Here is a 15,456-nt window from a genome sequence, read left to right on the forward strand (position 1 = left end):
GTCGTCGGCGGTGTGACCGCCGACGACGCGTGACGGGGTGACTACCCGGCGTGCTTCTCGATGGCAGCGCCTACCCGCGGCAGTGCCGCGACCACATGATTCTTGGCCTTCCCGCGCAGCGAGTTGTAGGCCTTTGCCAGTGCAGGCTTGGCCGAATCGGCCTGGCCGTCGGTGACCGCCAGCAGTGCCTCGGCGGCAGGGTCGCCGTGGGCCGAGAGATGATCGCCGAAGGCGACACCGGCCGGCTTCGTATCCCAGAACGGCGCGAGTGCCGTCAGGAAGTCCTCGGCCAGTTGATCCGTGGCGCTGCGCACCACGCCGGGCTTCACCTTCTGCACCGCCGCGTAGGCGGTCTTCACAGCGGCGCCGCTCAGTCCCGACTGGTCGGCCACCTCGGCATCGATGACACCGACCAGGTCGGTCACCAGTGCGCTGCGGTTGTCGGCAAGTAGGGGCGTCAGCGAATCGCTCATGCGGTCTCCTCGTGGATATGCGACGTGGTACACGCGGACCGACTCCCGGTCCGCGTGTAGAGCGTACTGAAGACCGGTGACCGCCCGGTGACTCAGTTACGCGCACACACCACATTGGCGAGGGCCTTCGCGCCCTCCCGCTCGACGACGCTTGCGGTGCACAGGAGACGGGCGCCGTCGTCCCAGACCTCGACCTCGAGGGTTTCGCCGGGGAAGACCACGCCGGCGAACGACGCCGAGAACTCCGCGACGGCCGCGACGTCCCCGTCGAGCAGCTCGTCGGCGATGGCCCGCGCGACCGTGCCGTAGGTGCACAGGCCGTGCAGGATCGGGCGCGGAAAACCGGCACGCGAGGCGAACTCGGGGTCGGAGTGCAGCGGATTGCGGTCTCCACACAGGCGATAGATCAGCGCCTGGTTGGGCAGCGTCGGGATGCGCAGGCGGTGGTCGGGCTCGCGGTCGGGGTACTCGACCTTCTCCGACCGGCCGCGCTCACCGCCGAAGCCGCCCTCGCCCTTGGCGAAGATCGACGACCGCGCGGTCCACAGCGTCTGGCCGGCGTCGTCGGTGGTCACCGACTCCTGGACGATGACGGCGGCCGAACCCTTGTCCTGGACCTCGACGATCCGGGTCCGGGTGGTCGCCTTCCCGGCCGGCGGCAGCGGGCGATGTGCGGTGACCTTCTGGCTCCCGTGGACGACCTTGGCGAGGTCGATGTCGACACCGGGGAAGGAGACCTTCGGCGGCTCGGTGGTGTGGAAGCCGGCCGCGACGGTCGCGAACGTCGGCAACACCTTGGGTGCGGAATCATGGACGTACGCCAGCGACTGGGTGTCGATCGGGTCGGTCGCGGCGCCCACCGCGAGGTGATAGAGCGCGACATCCGACGCCGACCACTCGAACGAGACCTCGGGCAGCTCCGCCCCGACGGCGACGGCGGGATCGATCGGCATGGTTCAGGCTCCTGTCTGCTGTGCGGGGGCGGCGGCCGCCTTGGCCGCGATGTCGCCGGCGGCGAGGTATCCGAAGACGATCGCCGGGCCGATGGTGGCACCGGGACCGGCGTAGGTGTGGCCCATGACGGGTGCGCTCGTGTTGCCGGCGGCGTACAGGCCCTCGATGACCGAACCGTCGGCGCGCAGTGCACGACCCGAGGCGTCGGCGTTGATGCCGCCCTTGGTGCCGAGGTCGCCGGGGACCATCTTCACCGCGTAGAACGGGCCCTTGCTGACCTCGCCGAGGCTCGGATTGGGTTTGTTGGTGATGTCGCCGTAGTAGTGGTCGTAACCGCTTGCGCCGCGGCCGAAGTCCTCGTCCACGCCGGAGCGGGCGAAACCGTTGAAGCGTTCGGTGGTCTCGACGAGGGACTCGGCGGGGACGCCGATCTTCTCCGCGAGGGCCGAGATGCTGTCCGCCTTCACGACGACGCCCGACTCGTACCACTTCTTCGGAAGCGGCTGGCGCGCATTGATTCCGGCGAAGAGGTAGCGGTTGCGACAACGCTGATCGAAGATCAGCCACGACGGCACGTTCTCGCCCGGACCCTCGCCGTGGCCGAACTCGCCGCCGTACATCTGGTGCACGGCTTCGACATACGGCAGCGACTCGTTCATGTAGCGCTTGCCGCGCGTGTTGACGATGAAGGTGCCGGGCACCGACCGCTCCGACAGCGCGAACCACGGCCCGCGCGGCAGCGGGATCGTCGGCCCCCACCAGGCGTCGTCCATCAGCGAGACCGCGGCGCCGATCTTGAGTCCGGCGTTGATGCCGTCGCCGGTGTTGCTCGGTGCACCGGTGGTCCAGTCCGCACCGATCGGCTCGCGCTGGTACTTCTTGCGCATCTCCTCGTTGTGCTCGAAGCCGCCGCAGGCGAGGATCACGCCGTGACGCGCGCGGATCTCGAACCGCCTGCCCTCGGATTCCGCGATCACGCCGACGACCCGGCCGTCCTCGGTGACGAGGTCGACGAGCCCGGTGTTCAGGCGAAGCGGGACCCCGGCCTCGCGCACGCCGATGAGGAGTTCGGCGGCCAGCGCCGCACCCATCGCGATGAGCTTCTTGCCGCGGCTGCGTGCCCAGAAGAACCGGCTGCCGACCTTGGCCATGCGCAGCGGCCCACGCCAGTGACGCAGTCCGGTGTTGAGCCAGCGGTAGTCGGACTGCAGCACGACCATGTTCAGCGGCGCCTTGGTGTACTGCGGATGCAGCGTCTTCAGATCATCGCCGAGCCGGCGCGCATCGAACGGCCGCGGTTCGATCGACCGGCCGCCGAGACGTCCACCTGGTGCCTCGGGGTAGTAGTCCGAGTAGTTCTTCACCCACTCGAGGTCGAGGGGTGCGTGCTCGAGGAGAAAGTCGAGGGCTTCGGGTCCGCGATCGATGTAGGCGTCGATGCGGTCCGCCGGTGCGTGCTCGCCGATGATCGCGTGCACGTACTCGCGCGCCTTCTCGGGCGTATCGCTGACGCCGTCGCGCCGCAGCACCGAGTTGTTCGGGATCCACACGCCGCCGCCGGACCGCGAGGTCGAACCGCCCCAGTAGGGCGACTTCTCGATCAGGACGGTGTTCAGGCCCTTGCGGGCCGCGGTGATCGCGGCGGCCAGACCTGCACCACCTGCGCCGACGACGACCACGTCGTAGATCTCGGGTTCGGTGCTGGTCTGTTGTGGATCGGTCGAGCCGGCCATGGGGTCCCCTTCGTGCGCGCAGCTGGAACGTGTTCTACCTGAATTAGAACACGTTCCAGAAATGCGACGCCAGAGTGAGTCGTCTCATTTGCTGGAAACCGTTACGACGAGGGGCTGGCCTGCACGGTCATGTCGCCGGGCGTCCAGAACGCGCGCATCGACGTGATCAGTCCGCGGTCGTCGAACGTGATGACGTCGATCGGTTCCATCATGATGGTGCGTTCCGGCAGACGCGTGGTCACCCGGAAGTGGAAGGCGGCCTCGCTGCCGACCGCGCGGACGACGAGGAGCTCGGCGGTGACGTCGGCGCCGTCGAGGCCGCGGTAGAACTCCTCGATCGCGGCGCGGCCGGTGCGGGGTTCGGAGCCGACCGGGTCCTCGAGACGGGCTTCGGGGGCGTAGAGCGCCGCGATCTCGGGGGCGCTCCCGTTCGAGATCGTCTCGAGGTAGCGCGACACCAGGGCGACGGTGTCGATGTCGGTGGCGGTCTGATCGGTCATGATCTGCATGGTCGACCATCGACAGCGGACGTGACGGCGCGCTTTCCGCTGGGTGGGAATGCGTCGCGGGCATCGTGGTCAGGTCGAATCCGTCGACCTCCCGCTGAGCGGAAACGGCCCCGCTCTCACCGCGGCGGCCGAGCCTAACGTGCCGACATGGCAGACAACACATGGTCCAGGCAAGAACTCGAAGAGGCATACCGGCGGTGGTTCACCACCATCAACCGTGCGGGATCGGGGGAGGGGAGCTGGCGGGACTTCCTCGAGCTGTTCACCGATGACGTCATCTATCACGAGCAGATGGCCGGCGAGCTCAAGGGCAAGGCGGAGGTCTGGGCGTGGGCCGAGCCGAGCCTCGCGCAGTTCCCCGGCTCGCACACCGAGAGCTTCCCCGAGAGCTGGCATGCCATCGACGAGACCAACGGGACCATCGTGGTCGGGCTCGAGGACGTGATGAGGGACCCCGGTGACGGGAGCCGGTTCGCGGCACCGCATATCAGCGTCCTCACCTACGCCGGTGACGGGAAGTTCTCGCAGCAGCGGGATGCCTACGACGTGACGAGCTTCCTGGATCTCATCAAGGCGTGGGGGCGTCGCGCGATGGAGTTGGGGACCCTCGACGAGGAACAGCGGGGATGGTTCGCCGCGGTGTACCCGGAAACCGTTCCCGACTGACCGACCAGGTGGGGGTCCACTGAATGGGAAGATCCCGACCGCCCCGCCGCCGAGCACTTAACGTACGTCTGTACGCGGCCCTGTGATCCATCTCACGGCGATCCGGGATCACCGCCCCCAGTTGTCGCACAACACAACTCAGCACCTCACGCTTCGGAAGGTTCATCGATGACCACTCCTGTCGACACCGTCGCAGCGGCCGTAGCCGCCGCGGACGCACCCACATTCGAGGCCCGCAAGATCGCGTCCGGGTTCTCCTGGCCGGAATGTCCGCGCTGGCACGACGGGGCGCTCTGGTTCTCGGACATGTACACCGGGACGCTCAAGACCCTGGACGCAGAAGGCAATGCGACCGTGGTCATCGACGCGAACGGGCGCGCCGCGGACACCGATGTCCCGATCACCCTGGGCGGATTCGGCTGGTTGCCGGACGGCCGGCTGATCGTCGTCTCGATGCACGAGCAGAAGGTGCTCGTGCACGGCGGCAACGGGACCGACGATCTCACCGTCTATGCCGATGTCAGCGAGTTCGCGATCAAGGCCGTCAACGACATGGTCGTCGACGCGGACGGTCGTGCCTACATCACCCAGCTCGGCTTCGACATCTTCCAGGGCGAGACACCGATCACCTCGTCGCTGATCGTCGTGGAGCCCGACGGCACTGCGCACACGCCGGCCGGGATTCCGGAGCTGAACTGCGGCAACGGCATCGGGATCAGCGCGGACGGCTCGAAGGTCTTCGTCGCCGAGGTGATGGCGCAGAAGATCACCGTGATCGACCGTGCGGCCGATGGAACGCTCTCGAACGCACGCGATTTCGCCACCTGCCCCTTCATGCCGGACGGTATCGGACTGGACGAGGACGGCGGCGTCTGGGCGGCGATGCCCGGTGGCGGATACGTCGCCCGGTTCACCGAGGACGGTCTCACCGACGCGGTGCCGATGCCGCTCGAAGGCGGGATCGCATCGGCCTGCCTGCTCGGCGGACCCGATCGCAGCACCCTCTACATGACGGTCGGCTACGAGGTCTTCGACTTCGAGAAGTCCGCACGCGAAGCGCTCGGCGGGATCTGGGTCGCCGACGTCAAGCACCGCGGCGGCCAGACGCGACCCTGAGCTGACGACCACTCATCTGTTTCGAACCGATTCGAGGACGACAACATGACAGCACAACTCGACTTCACCGATCGCGTCGTGATCGTGACCGGCGCGGGCCGCGGTATCGGCCGCGCACACGCGCTTCTCCTGGCCTCGCGCGGTGCATCGGTCGTGGTCGGCGACCTGGGCTCGACCACCGACGGCTCGGGCGTCGAGGCGGGGGATCCGGCCGCCGACGTCGCTGCGGAGATCACCGCCGCCGGCGGGAAGGCGGTCGGGGTCGCCGCCGACATCACCACCGACGAGGGTGCACAAGCCCTTGTCGACGCGGCGATCTCGAGCTTCGGCCGGATCGACGCGGTCATCAACAACGCGGGCATCGTGCGGGCGGCGCCCTTTCGCGAGGTGCCCGACGCCGAGTATCAGCGTCACCTCGATGTGCACTTCCTCGGTCCGATGCGTCTGCTCCGTGCCGCGTGGCCCCATCTCCTCGAGTCGCCGGCACCCCGCGTGGTCAACACGATCTCGCAGGCGATGCTCGGCAACCCCGGAATGGCCCACTACGGCGGTTCGAAGGGGGCGCTGTTCGGTCTGACCCGAAACCTGGCGCTCGAGGGCCTCGAGGCCGGCGTGAAGGTCAACGCCATCGCACCGGGTGCAGGTACCCGGATGGCCGAGGCGGCGGCGGACACGTTGTCGCCGGAGATCATGGAGTACATGCGGACTCAGCTCCGGCCGGAGCACGTCGCTCCCGTTGCGGCGTTTCTCGTCCATCCGTCCTGCGAGGTCACCGGCGAGGTGTTCAACGTCGCGGGCGGGATCGTCAACCGACTCGCACTCGTCAACACCACCGGCATCCACGATCCGGCTCTCACCGTCGAGACCGTCGCCGAACAGTGGGACCAGATCATGTCGATCACGCCGGAGGCGATCCCGCAGGTCGTCGCTCCGGCACAGATGCCGGTCTGACCCGCCACCGACCGTTCCCACAGCCCTGGAGTCCTGACATGAGTACCGAAACCACCGCCGGCGCAGCCGATCTGGACGAGGCCTACACGGTGTACCCGTTCTCGCCGGTGTCCCCGTCCGAGGCGGCCCTGCGCTACAAGGCGATCGCCGAAGACCGGCCGATGACCAAGATCACGATGCCCTACGGCGGCGAGGCCTGGATCATCCACCGGAATGCCGTGGCACGAGAGATGCTCGGCGACCCGCGATTCGTCCGCGAGCCCTTCCGTACGGGTGAGCGCGTGGTGCCCTACTTCGTGGAGTTTCCCGACTTCCTCAAGACCACACTGCAATTCGAGGACCCGCCGCAGCACACCAAGCTCCGCAAGCTCGTGCAGAAGTCGATCTCGCCCAAGCGGGTCAAGGCGATGCGCGACTCGGCGGTCGAGTTCGCCAACAAGCTGATCGACGACATGCTCGCCAAGGGCGCGCCGACCAACCTGGTCGACGACTACGCGGTGGCGCTGCCGATCCAGATGCTGGCCAACCTCATCGGTGTGCCGCCGGAGGACCGCCCGAAGTTCCAGAAGTGGAGCTCGGCGACGCTCGCGGTCGCGAACATGCCCGAGGAAGAAGCCACCGCCAACATGACCGAACTGGTCATGTACATGCTCGCGCTCATCGAGGAGCGCCGGAACAATCCGCGCGAGGATCTGCTCAGCGACCTCACCAACGCGCAGGACAAGGACGACACGCTCACCGACGGTGAAATCCTGTCCGTCGCCCTGGTTCTCATCATCGGCGGCTTCGACAACACGGCCAACTTCATCTGCGCCGGGGTTCTGTCGCTCCTGCACAACACCGATCAGCTCCGAGTACTGCTCGAGGACATCGACGCGGTGACACCCACCGCGGTGGAGGAGATCCTGCGGCACGGGCGCTTCGAACTGAACGGCAAGGTCGGCGGACCCAGCGGGCTGGTGCCCTTCGTGGCCACCGAGGACGTCGAACTCGACGGCCAGCTCGTCCGCAAGGGTGAGGCGATCATGGGGGATCCGGCGTCGGCCAACCACGACGGGGCGGCGATCGAACACGTCGACACGTTCGACATCCGGCGTCAGTCCAATCCCCACCTGACCCTGAGTTACGGCATGCACCACTGCCTGGGCGCTCCGCTGGCCCGGATGGAGATGCAGGTCGCCATCGCCGAGCTGTTCCGTCGCCTTCCCGGCCTGCAGCTCGCCGGCGACCCGGTCATGAACAACGACAACCTGACCCAGCCGATCGTCGACCTCCCGGTCAGCTGGTAGGAGGTCCGCATGCCCAAGGTGTTCTATACACAGCCCGACGGGGCGGTGAAGGTGATCGACGGCACGGCGGGCGACTCGGTGATGGCGACCGCGGTCAAGAACGGGGTCAGCGGGATCGTCGGTCAGTGTGGCGGCACGCTGTCCTGCGCGACGTGCCACGTCTACCTCGATCCCGAAGAGGCTAAGCTGTTCCCCGAGATCAGCGAGGACGAGGACGACATGCTCGACTGCACGTCGTCGGATCGCGAGGACACCTCGCGTCTGTCGTGCCAGCTGACCCTGGCAGACACCGACCTCCACGTCACCATCCCCGACGAACAGGTCTGAGGTGACGACGAAAAGAGACGACGCCGACGCGACCGCGACGCCACACAGCATCGCGGTCGTCGGTGCCTCGCACGCCGCAGTTCATCTCGCGGACCGGCTGCGCACGAACGGCTTTGCCGGCCGGATCGCGTTGTTCACCGACGAACCGCACGTGCCCTACCATCGACCGCCGCTCTCCAAGGGGCTGCTCAAGGGCCCAATCGATCCCTCGACGCTGTCGTTGCGGGCGGAGTCGTACTTCGACGATCAGCGCATCGATCTGCATCGGCACACCCGCGTCACCGGAGTGCGCCGCACCGACGATGGTGTGGTGCTGGAGCTGTCCGGCGAGAACGGCTGCCGGACCGAGACTTTCGATCGACTCGTCCTCGCCACCGGCGCTCGCGCCCGTCGCCTCTCGTTGCCGGGCGCGGACCATCCCGACGTGCTCGTCCTGCGCGACCTTGACGATGCCGATCTGCTCAGAGAGCGGGCGACGGCCGGGCCGGTCGTGGTGATAGGCGGGGGCTTCATCGGTTTGGAGGTCGCCGCCGGTCTCCGTGCCGCCGGCACCGAGGTGACGGTCATCGAGACCGCCGACCGGCTCCTGGCCCGCGCGGTCGGGAGTCACACCGCAGCAGCACTTCTCCGTGCGCACGAATCGATGGGGACAGTCGTCCTGCTGGGCCGGCGACCCGTCGAGATCGTCCGCGGCGACAGCGACGGCGGCAGCGATACCGACAGCGACCTCGGACCGAACCACATCCGGGGCGTGCGCCTCGACGACGGTGTCGTCGTTCCCGCGGCGACGGTGATCGTCGGGATCGGTGCCGAACCACGGACCGAACTCGGGGAGATGCTCGGACTGGACTGCGACGGCGGGATCGTCGTCGACGACAACTGTCTGGCCTCCGACGGATGGACACTCGCGATCGGGGACTGCACGGTCCACGGTTCCGCGAGCGGGCGGCGGTATCGCCTCGAATCCGTCGACAACGCCACCGAACAGGCCAACGCCGCGGCGGCGATCCTCCTCGGTGCCGAACCGCACATTCGACCGGCCCCGTGGTTCTGGTCCGACCAGGGGGCGCAGAAACTCCAGATCGTCGGATTGTCCGGCGGTCACAGCGAAGTCGTGCACCGCACCGATCCGAAGCGGCCCGACCGTCAGGTGTCGCTGTACTTCGCCGACGGTCGACTCGTCGCCGCGGAATGCCTGAACTCCCCAGCTGATTTCATGACGTTGCGTACCGCACTGAACCGCGGCCATCGGCCGTCTCCGGAAGTGTTCGCGGACGAGAGCGTTCCGATCAAGAAACTGCTGGCGCCCGCACGCGCCTGAGCGCGGGGGATCAGCGGTCCGCCGCGGGCACGGGATGCGCGAAGCGCGCGGCGACCAGGGCGCCGACTTCGGCGAGCGCCGCACGACCCCGCGCCACCGACGGCGCCTGCATGGCGAACCCGTGTCCCACACCGGGATAACGGAACTGGGCGGTGGGCACGCCGGCCGCCCGAAGGCGGTCCCCGAACTCTTCGATGCCGTCGCGTAGCGGATCACCGTGTCCGACTGCGATGATCGCGGGCGGGAGGCCGGACAGATCGGTGGCGAGCGCCGGTGTTCCGTATTCGTCGTCGAGTGAGGAGTCGCTGCCGAGGTAGAGATTCTTCATCCAGTCGATGTCCTCGGCGGTGAGGAACGGGCTGTCACCGAACTCGCGCATCGACGGCCGATCACGACGCCGCTCCACACCGGGATAGAACAGAACCTGCTGTGCAATGGCCGGGCCCTGCTCATTTCGGCTGCGCAACGCGGTCGCGGCGGCGAGCCCGCCTCCCGCGCTGTCGCCCCCGACGCCGATCTTCGCCGGGTCGACGCCGAGGTCGGCCGCGACCCGGTGGGTCCACACGAGCGCCGCGTATGCGTCGTCGTTGCCTGCGGGATAGGTGTGTTCGGGTGCGAGCCGATAGTCCACGTTGACGATGACGGCCCGGGTGGCCTCGGCCAGGTCGCGGGCGAGGCGGTCGAAGGAATTCAGCGAGCCCATGATCATCCCGCCACCGTGATACCAGACCAGTGCCGTCGCACCGCTCTTCGGAGCGGCGTGCGGTCGATAGATCCGTACCGGGACCGGCGTGCCGAGGCCGTCAGCGACGGCGTCGGTGACCGAGCACATGTCCGGGCCGGGCGGGCGCACTATCGATTCCAGGGTCTTCCGGATGCCGGACACACCCTGTTCGCGAACGGATCCGGTGCCGGCGGCGGCCATCCGGTCGACGATGGCAGCCAGGTCGGGATCCCACGGCGACGTCACGGCCGGCCTCCACCCAGGATCATCCCGGTGTTGGCCTCGCCGCCGCGCCGGTGTTCGTCCATCAGCTCGATGAGGCGGGAGTTGTCACCGTCGGCCAGGGCGTCGATCATCGTGTCGTGTTCCCCGCACACGCGTTGCCGTCCGGCCGGGTCGTACAGGTACGCAGCGTGATAGGGCATGGCGAGTTTCCAGAGGCGACGTAGTTCGGCGACCACGAGGTGGAGCCCGGAACGCTCGAACATCGCGAAATGGAAGCTCTGATTCTCGGTGCGCATCGTGACGATGTCACCGCGCTCCGCGGCCTCGGTGATCCGCGCCGCGATGGCGTGCATCTCGTCGAGTGCCGCGGCGTCGAACCGGGGAAGCCGGCGGAGGACCTCGCGCTCCAATGCCGCACGCATCAGATAGATCTGGTCGAACTCGTCCTGGTCCAACCGGACAACGGTGTACCCGACATTCTGCTGGTGCGCCACCAGCCCCTGAGCGGTCAACTCGCGCAGGGCCTCGCGGATGGGAAGCCGGCTGACACCCAGGCGATCTGCCATCCACTCCTGCCGGATCGGCTGACCGGGCAGCAGCTCTCCGGTCGCGATCATGCGCTCGATCTCGGCGACGACACGTCTGACCGACCGTGACTGTGCGGGTTCGGATGGCGCGGTCGTGTTGCGTCCCATGCTGTCTCTCCTACCCGTCGCCGAACACGCCGGCAGACCGGAGCTCGGCCAACCGGCTCGGGTCGTAACCCAGAGCGGCGAGGACTTCCTCGGTGTGCTCGCCCCGACGTACCGCCGGGCGGGGTGGGCGGTGAGTCGACCTGCTCAACGAGATCGGGACGCCGACGCCGCGATACTCGTCGGTGTCGAGGAACAGCCCGCGGTGCCGGACCTGCGGCGAGGTCAGTGCCTCCGCGACGTTGTTGACCGGGCTCGCCGGGACGCCCGCCCGCTCGAGCCGGTCCGCGAGATCGTCCCGGTCCCACTGCGCAATGCGTTCGCCCAGGATTGCGGCGAGTTCGACACGATGCTGCGACCGCTCGCCGTTGCGCACGAACCTCGGGTCGTCGGCGAGCTCGGGCACCCCGAGGACCTCGACGAGCGAGCGGAACTGACGGTCGTTGGCCGCACTGACGAAGAAGTCGCCGTCGCGAGCGGAGAACACCTGATAGGGCACCACGGTCGGGTGGAAATCGCCGGTCCGCTGCGGGATCGCACCGCCGGAGACCCAGTTCGCGGCATGCGGATGCAGAATGGAGATCACCGAATCGAGCAGCGTCATGTCCACCAGCTGCCCGCGACCGCTACGGTTCCGCTCGTACAGCGCCAGGAGTATGCCGCTCACCGCCATGTTGGCGGCGACGATGTCCACGATGGGGATACCCACGCGCAGCGGAGTCCCGCTGGGGTAACCGTTCACGCTCATCAGACCGCCGAACGACTGGAGCACCGCGTCGTATCCGGGTAGGCCGCCCATCGGACCGTCGACGCCGAAACCCGTGACGCGGCAATAGACCATCCGCGGATGTCGTTCGGCGAGGACGGTGTCGTAGTCGAAACCCCACCGCGCCATCGTGCCGGCCTTGAAGTTCTCGATCACGATGTCGGCACCCGCCAGGAGGTCGGCGAGGACCTCTCGTCCCGCGTCGGTGCGGAGGTCGAGGCAGATGTTCTCCTTGCTGTGGTTGAGGCTCTGGTAGTAGGCGCTCGTCGCGCCCTCGTCCTCGAAGGGAGGTCCCCACCCGCGGGTCTCGTCGCCCGCGGGCGCCTCGACCTTGATCACCTCGGCACCGTGATCGGCGAGGATCTGAGCTGTGTAGGGACCGGCCAGGACCCGGCTCAGGTCGAGAACCCGCAGGCCGCTGAGGATTCCGTGGTCGACGGCCGAATCGGCGGCACGCCATGCCGCGCGGGGATCGACACCGGTCCTCTCGTCTGGGGTGTTCTCGTTCCGGAGCTCGTCACCCACGAGATCCGCCGCGCTCATCGGTCGTTCCCCTTCGAGGTCTGCTGCGCTTCGGTCCCGGTGATGATCTCCCACGGATCAGCGCCTTCGTCGAGTACCTGTCCGGCCAGGACATAGGCCCACTCGGCTTCGGTTCCGTGCCGGTCACGCCATGTCCACAGGGCCGTCGTGGACCGGCCGAGCCGGTGTTCCGAGGTGAACCCGATGGCGCCGTGGATCTGGTGCCCCGCGGCGGCCACCTCGTCGGCATACCCGGACGTCACCACCTTCGCCGCGGCCACCGCGGCTCGGGCACCGACCGGATCCTGCGAGGTCGCCCCGGCGGCCACCCGTGCCGCGGTCTCCATCATGGTGGTCTGGGCCGCCATCATTGCGAGACGCTGCTGAATCGCCTGGAACTTGGCGAGGGGCCGGCCGAACTGGATGCGTTCCGAGGCGTACCGCACGGTCAGGTCGTGGACTGCCCCTGCTGCTGCGGCGAGGGCTGCGGAGTACGCCAGTGCGCCCCGTTGGCGGACCTCGGCGGCATCGACCGGGGAGGCGGCATGGAAGACGGTCGCCACCTGGTCGAATCGGATGTCGCCGAACGACACTCCCAGGAGGTCCGTGCCGTCCTCGATGTGTACTCCGGCGCCGCTCAGGTCGACGATCCCCACCAGCGGGCCGTCGGAGGTGGGTACGAGTACGACCACGCAGTCGGCGGAGGCCGCGTGGACGACGTCGTGTCCGACTCCGCTGAGAACCAATCGGTCCTCACCTTCGACACTTCGCTCGATGCGTGCTTCCACGTCGTCGGCGACCGCGATCGTCGCGGTGGTCCCATCGAGTGACCGTCCGACCGCGCCGGCAAGCCATGCGGCCAGGAGCGCATGCTCGACGAACGGCGTGATCGCCCCGGCCGCGGTCACGGTCGACAGCACGGCGAGCGCATCGCCGAGATCGGCGCCCTGCCCGTCGGCGGCGTCGGGCACATCGAGACTCGCGAAACCCGAGTCCGCCAGTGCTGTCCACAGTTCCAGGTCGACGCCGGGCGGCGGGGTCTCGGTGCCGACGGGAATGCGGTCCAGCATCGAGGTCGTCGCCGCGACGAGCTCAGCGGCCAGTTCGCTCATCGAATCCCCATTCCCCGCGCCACGATGCCGCGCAAGATCTCGTTGGTTCCGCCCCGCAAGGTGAATGCAGGTGTGTGCAGCACACTCTGTCCGAGGAGACGCTCCAGCGGGGTGCCCCCGCGCCGGCGTGCGACGACGCCCGACGCAATGCGAACAGCCTCGACGAGTTCGCCCTCGAACGTCGAACCCAGGTCTTTGACCATGGCGGCCAGCACATCCGGCTTGCCGCCGGCGGAGAGTTCCGCCGCCACGCGTAGGGACATCTGTCGTAGCGCCCAGGCCTGTGCGGTGAGGGCGCCGAGAATCCGGCGCTGTTCGGGGGTTGCCCCGGTCTCGCGGAGATGAGTTGCCCACGCCCGCAACAGCGGCAGTGTGCTGAGGTAGCGCTCGGGTCCGGAACGTTCGAAGGCCAACTCGCTCATCACCTGTTGCCACCCGTTGCCGCGTCGGCCGAGCAGTGCCGACTTGTCGACGACGGCATCGTGGAAGACCACCTCGTTGAAGTGGGCCTGGCCGTCGATGCTCCGCAGCGGACGTACCTCGATGTCCGGGTGGGACAGGTCGACGAGAATCTGTGACAGGCCCTGCTGCCGGTCCTCCGGGGTGCCGTCGGTGCGCGCGAGCAGGACCATCGCGTGGGAGATGTGGGCGCCGGTGGTCCAGACCTTGGTGCCGCTGATGGTCCAGGTGTCACCGGTGTCTCGTGCCCGGGTGCGGACGCTCGCGAGATCCGAACCGGCATCCGGCTCGGACATCCCGATCGCGAAATAGATCGAGCCCGAGGCGATCCCGGGAAGGTAGCGGCGCTTCTGCTCTTCGGTGCCGTTCGCGAGGATGCCCGGGGCCATCTGCCGGTCGGCGATCCAGTGGGCGGCCACCGGCGCGCCGTGCGCGAGGAGTTCCTCGGTGATGACGAATCGCTCGACCGGAGTGCGCCCTCGCCCGCCGTATTCGGTCGGCATCGTCATACCGAGCCAGCCCCGCTCGCCCAGCCGTCGACTGAACGCGGGATCGAAGCCGGTCATCCAGCTGTCCACGTCGGGAGTGAATGCGCCGCGGTCGATCTCGTCGCGGAGGAACTCGCGGACCTCGGTGCGCAACTCCGCCAGGGCGGCGTCGTCGACGCCCGGCGACGAGCCGCGGGGGTCGTGCCGCGCGGTCATGACCGGCCGGGCCCGCGGGACGACCAGTTCTGTCCCTTGCGGGCCATCGACCACATCTGGGTGCCGCGCTCGATCTCGATCGCCGAGTCCCAGGTGACCGCGGGCGGACCGAGTTCGAGTCGGACGCTGGCCATGACGCGGCGGGTCAACTCGGGATCGCGTGCCGCGGGTGCGGTGAGTCCGTCCACGATCGCGGGGATGTCCTCGATCGGGGCCGCTGCGTAGGCGAGACCGCGTTCGACGGCCTGTTCGCCGGTGAGCGACTGGCCGCACGCGGCGAGCGCGATGGTGTTCGCTCGTCCCATCGCCCGGTTCAGCAGCGTGATGTGCCCGCCTCCCGGGTGGATACCGCGAGCGAGGAAACCGCTGTCCAGCTTGGCTTCCGGGGTGGCGACGAGCAGATCGACGGCGAGTGCCAGGTTGAGGCCGGCGCCCACCGCGCCGCCGACCACCACGCCGACGGTCGGCACGGGCAGTGAACCCACGCGCACAAAGGCCTTGTAGACCGCGGACAGTTGCACGACCGATTCCGGCGAGGCGGGATCGGCGGAGGCGGCCGCCAGGATGCGGGTGTCGGCACCGCTGCAGAAGTAGGAACCTGCGGCGTCGACGACGACCGCGCCGATGCTCTCATCGGCGGCGACCTGGTCGCAGAATTGCTCGATGGCGGCGGCCATGTCGAGGGTGATGGCGTTCTTGCGACGCGGATTGTTCAGTGTCAGCCGGGCGACGCCATCGGTGAACGACGTGAGGATCGAGGGTGCGTCGTCGTCGGAAGTCTGCGCGCTGGGAGCTGTGTCGGACGTCATGATGGGCAGCGTAGCCGATTGGATACACAAAGCGATCCAAAATCATTGACTTGCTGATGCGACTGCGGTGAACTGATCGCACGAGCCGATCGTCGTCTCCGCAC

Annotated in this window: 16 protein-coding genes; 6 read left to right on the forward strand and 10 right to left on the reverse strand. The window is 68.1% G+C overall.

Annotation, left to right across the window (positions count from 1 at the left end):
- Positions 1-41 precede the first annotated feature (41 nt).
- From NWF34_RS06565 to NWF34_RS06580, 4 genes are all read right to left on the reverse strand, one after another.
- Entirely contained in the window at positions 42-473 is a 432-nt protein-coding gene (locus tag NWF34_RS06565; protein ID WP_024500139.1) for a DUF6918 family protein, read from the reverse strand.
- 92 nt (positions 474-565) lie between these two features.
- On the reverse strand, positions 566-1,426 hold the full coding sequence (locus NWF34_RS06570) for a MaoC/PaaZ C-terminal domain-containing protein (RefSeq protein WP_258324431.1): 861 nt from the start codon (positions 1,424-1,426) through the stop codon (positions 566-568).
- Between the two features lie 3 nt (positions 1,427-1,429).
- Positions 1,430-3,160, reverse strand: a complete 1,731-nt coding sequence (gene kstD, locus NWF34_RS06575) for a 3-oxosteroid 1-dehydrogenase (protein WP_258324432.1) — start codon at positions 3,158-3,160, stop codon at positions 1,430-1,432.
- 101 nt (positions 3,161-3,261) lie between these two features.
- Positions 3,262-3,660, reverse strand: a complete 399-nt coding sequence (locus tag NWF34_RS06580) for a nuclear transport factor 2 family protein (RefSeq protein ID WP_258324433.1) — start codon at positions 3,658-3,660, stop codon at positions 3,262-3,264.
- A 156-nt stretch (positions 3,661-3,816) separates the two neighbouring features.
- Here NWF34_RS06580 and NWF34_RS06585 point away from each other — a divergent pair, with 156 nt between their 5' ends.
- From NWF34_RS06585 to NWF34_RS06610, 6 genes are all read left to right on the forward strand, one after another.
- Positions 3,817-4,335: a nuclear transport factor 2 family protein gene (locus NWF34_RS06585; protein ID WP_258324434.1), complete on the forward strand. Its 519-nt coding sequence runs from the start codon at positions 3,817-3,819 to the stop codon at positions 4,333-4,335.
- Between the two features lie 168 nt (positions 4,336-4,503).
- Positions 4,504-5,451: an SMP-30/gluconolactonase/LRE family protein gene (locus NWF34_RS06590; RefSeq protein ID WP_258324435.1), complete on the forward strand. Its 948-nt coding sequence runs from the start codon at positions 4,504-4,506 to the stop codon at positions 5,449-5,451.
- 45 nt (positions 5,452-5,496) lie between these two features.
- On the forward strand, positions 5,497-6,402 hold the full coding sequence (locus tag NWF34_RS06595) for an SDR family NAD(P)-dependent oxidoreductase (RefSeq protein WP_258324436.1): 906 nt from the start codon (positions 5,497-5,499) through the stop codon (positions 6,400-6,402).
- Positions 6,403-6,440: 38 nt separating this feature from the next.
- The gene (locus tag NWF34_RS06600; RefSeq protein ID WP_258324437.1) at positions 6,441-7,691 is read left to right on the forward strand and encodes a cytochrome P450; all 1,251 of its coding nucleotides are present in this window, start codon (positions 6,441-6,443) and stop codon (positions 7,689-7,691) included.
- Positions 7,692-7,700: 9 nt separating this feature from the next.
- Positions 7,701-8,018: a 2Fe-2S iron-sulfur cluster-binding protein gene (locus NWF34_RS06605; protein WP_258324438.1), complete on the forward strand. Its 318-nt coding sequence runs from the start codon at positions 7,701-7,703 to the stop codon at positions 8,016-8,018.
- A gap of 1 nt (position 8,019) precedes the next feature.
- On the forward strand, positions 8,020-9,339 hold the full coding sequence (locus tag NWF34_RS06610; RefSeq protein WP_258324439.1) for an NAD(P)/FAD-dependent oxidoreductase: 1,320 nt from the start codon (positions 8,020-8,022) through the stop codon (positions 9,337-9,339).
- A 10-nt stretch (positions 9,340-9,349) separates the two neighbouring features.
- Here the strand turns inward: NWF34_RS06610 and NWF34_RS06615 are convergent, their stop codons facing one another.
- Genes NWF34_RS06615 through NWF34_RS06640 form a run of 6 tightly spaced genes read right to left on the reverse strand, consistent with a single transcriptional unit; the run spans position 9,350 to position 15,352 of the window.
- Complete coding sequence (locus NWF34_RS06615; protein WP_258324440.1) at positions 9,350-10,309, reverse strand: alpha/beta hydrolase; 960 nt, start codon at positions 10,307-10,309, stop codon at positions 9,350-9,352.
- The gene (locus tag NWF34_RS06620) at positions 10,306-10,983 is read right to left on the reverse strand and encodes a GntR family transcriptional regulator (protein WP_258324441.1); all 678 of its coding nucleotides are present in this window, start codon (positions 10,981-10,983) and stop codon (positions 10,306-10,308) included. Before NWF34_RS06620 ends, NWF34_RS06615 begins: the two co-directional genes overlap by 4 nt.
- Positions 10,984-10,993: 10 nt before the next feature.
- Positions 10,994-12,289 (reverse strand): CaiB/BaiF CoA-transferase family protein, encoded by a 1,296-nt coding sequence (locus NWF34_RS06625; RefSeq protein ID WP_258324442.1) that lies wholly within the window; start codon positions 12,287-12,289, stop codon positions 10,994-10,996.
- Entirely contained in the window at positions 12,286-13,380 is a 1,095-nt protein-coding gene (locus tag NWF34_RS06630; protein WP_258324443.1) for an acyl-CoA dehydrogenase family protein, read from the reverse strand. Before NWF34_RS06630 ends, NWF34_RS06625 begins: the two co-directional genes overlap by 4 nt.
- A complete protein-coding gene (locus tag NWF34_RS06635; RefSeq protein ID WP_258324444.1) occupies positions 13,377-14,543 on the reverse strand; it encodes an acyl-CoA dehydrogenase family protein in 1,167 nt (388 codons plus the stop codon). Before NWF34_RS06635 ends, NWF34_RS06630 begins: the two co-directional genes overlap by 4 nt.
- A complete protein-coding gene (locus NWF34_RS06640) occupies positions 14,540-15,352 on the reverse strand; it encodes an enoyl-CoA hydratase-related protein (protein WP_258324445.1) in 813 nt (270 codons plus the stop codon). Before NWF34_RS06640 ends, NWF34_RS06635 begins: the two co-directional genes overlap by 4 nt.
- Positions 15,353-15,456 lie beyond the last annotated feature (104 nt).

The sequence above is a fragment of the Gordonia sp. GONU genome, from assembly GCF_024733855.1.
GTDB lineage: Bacteria > Actinomycetota > Actinomycetes > Mycobacteriales > Mycobacteriaceae > Gordonia > Gordonia amicalis.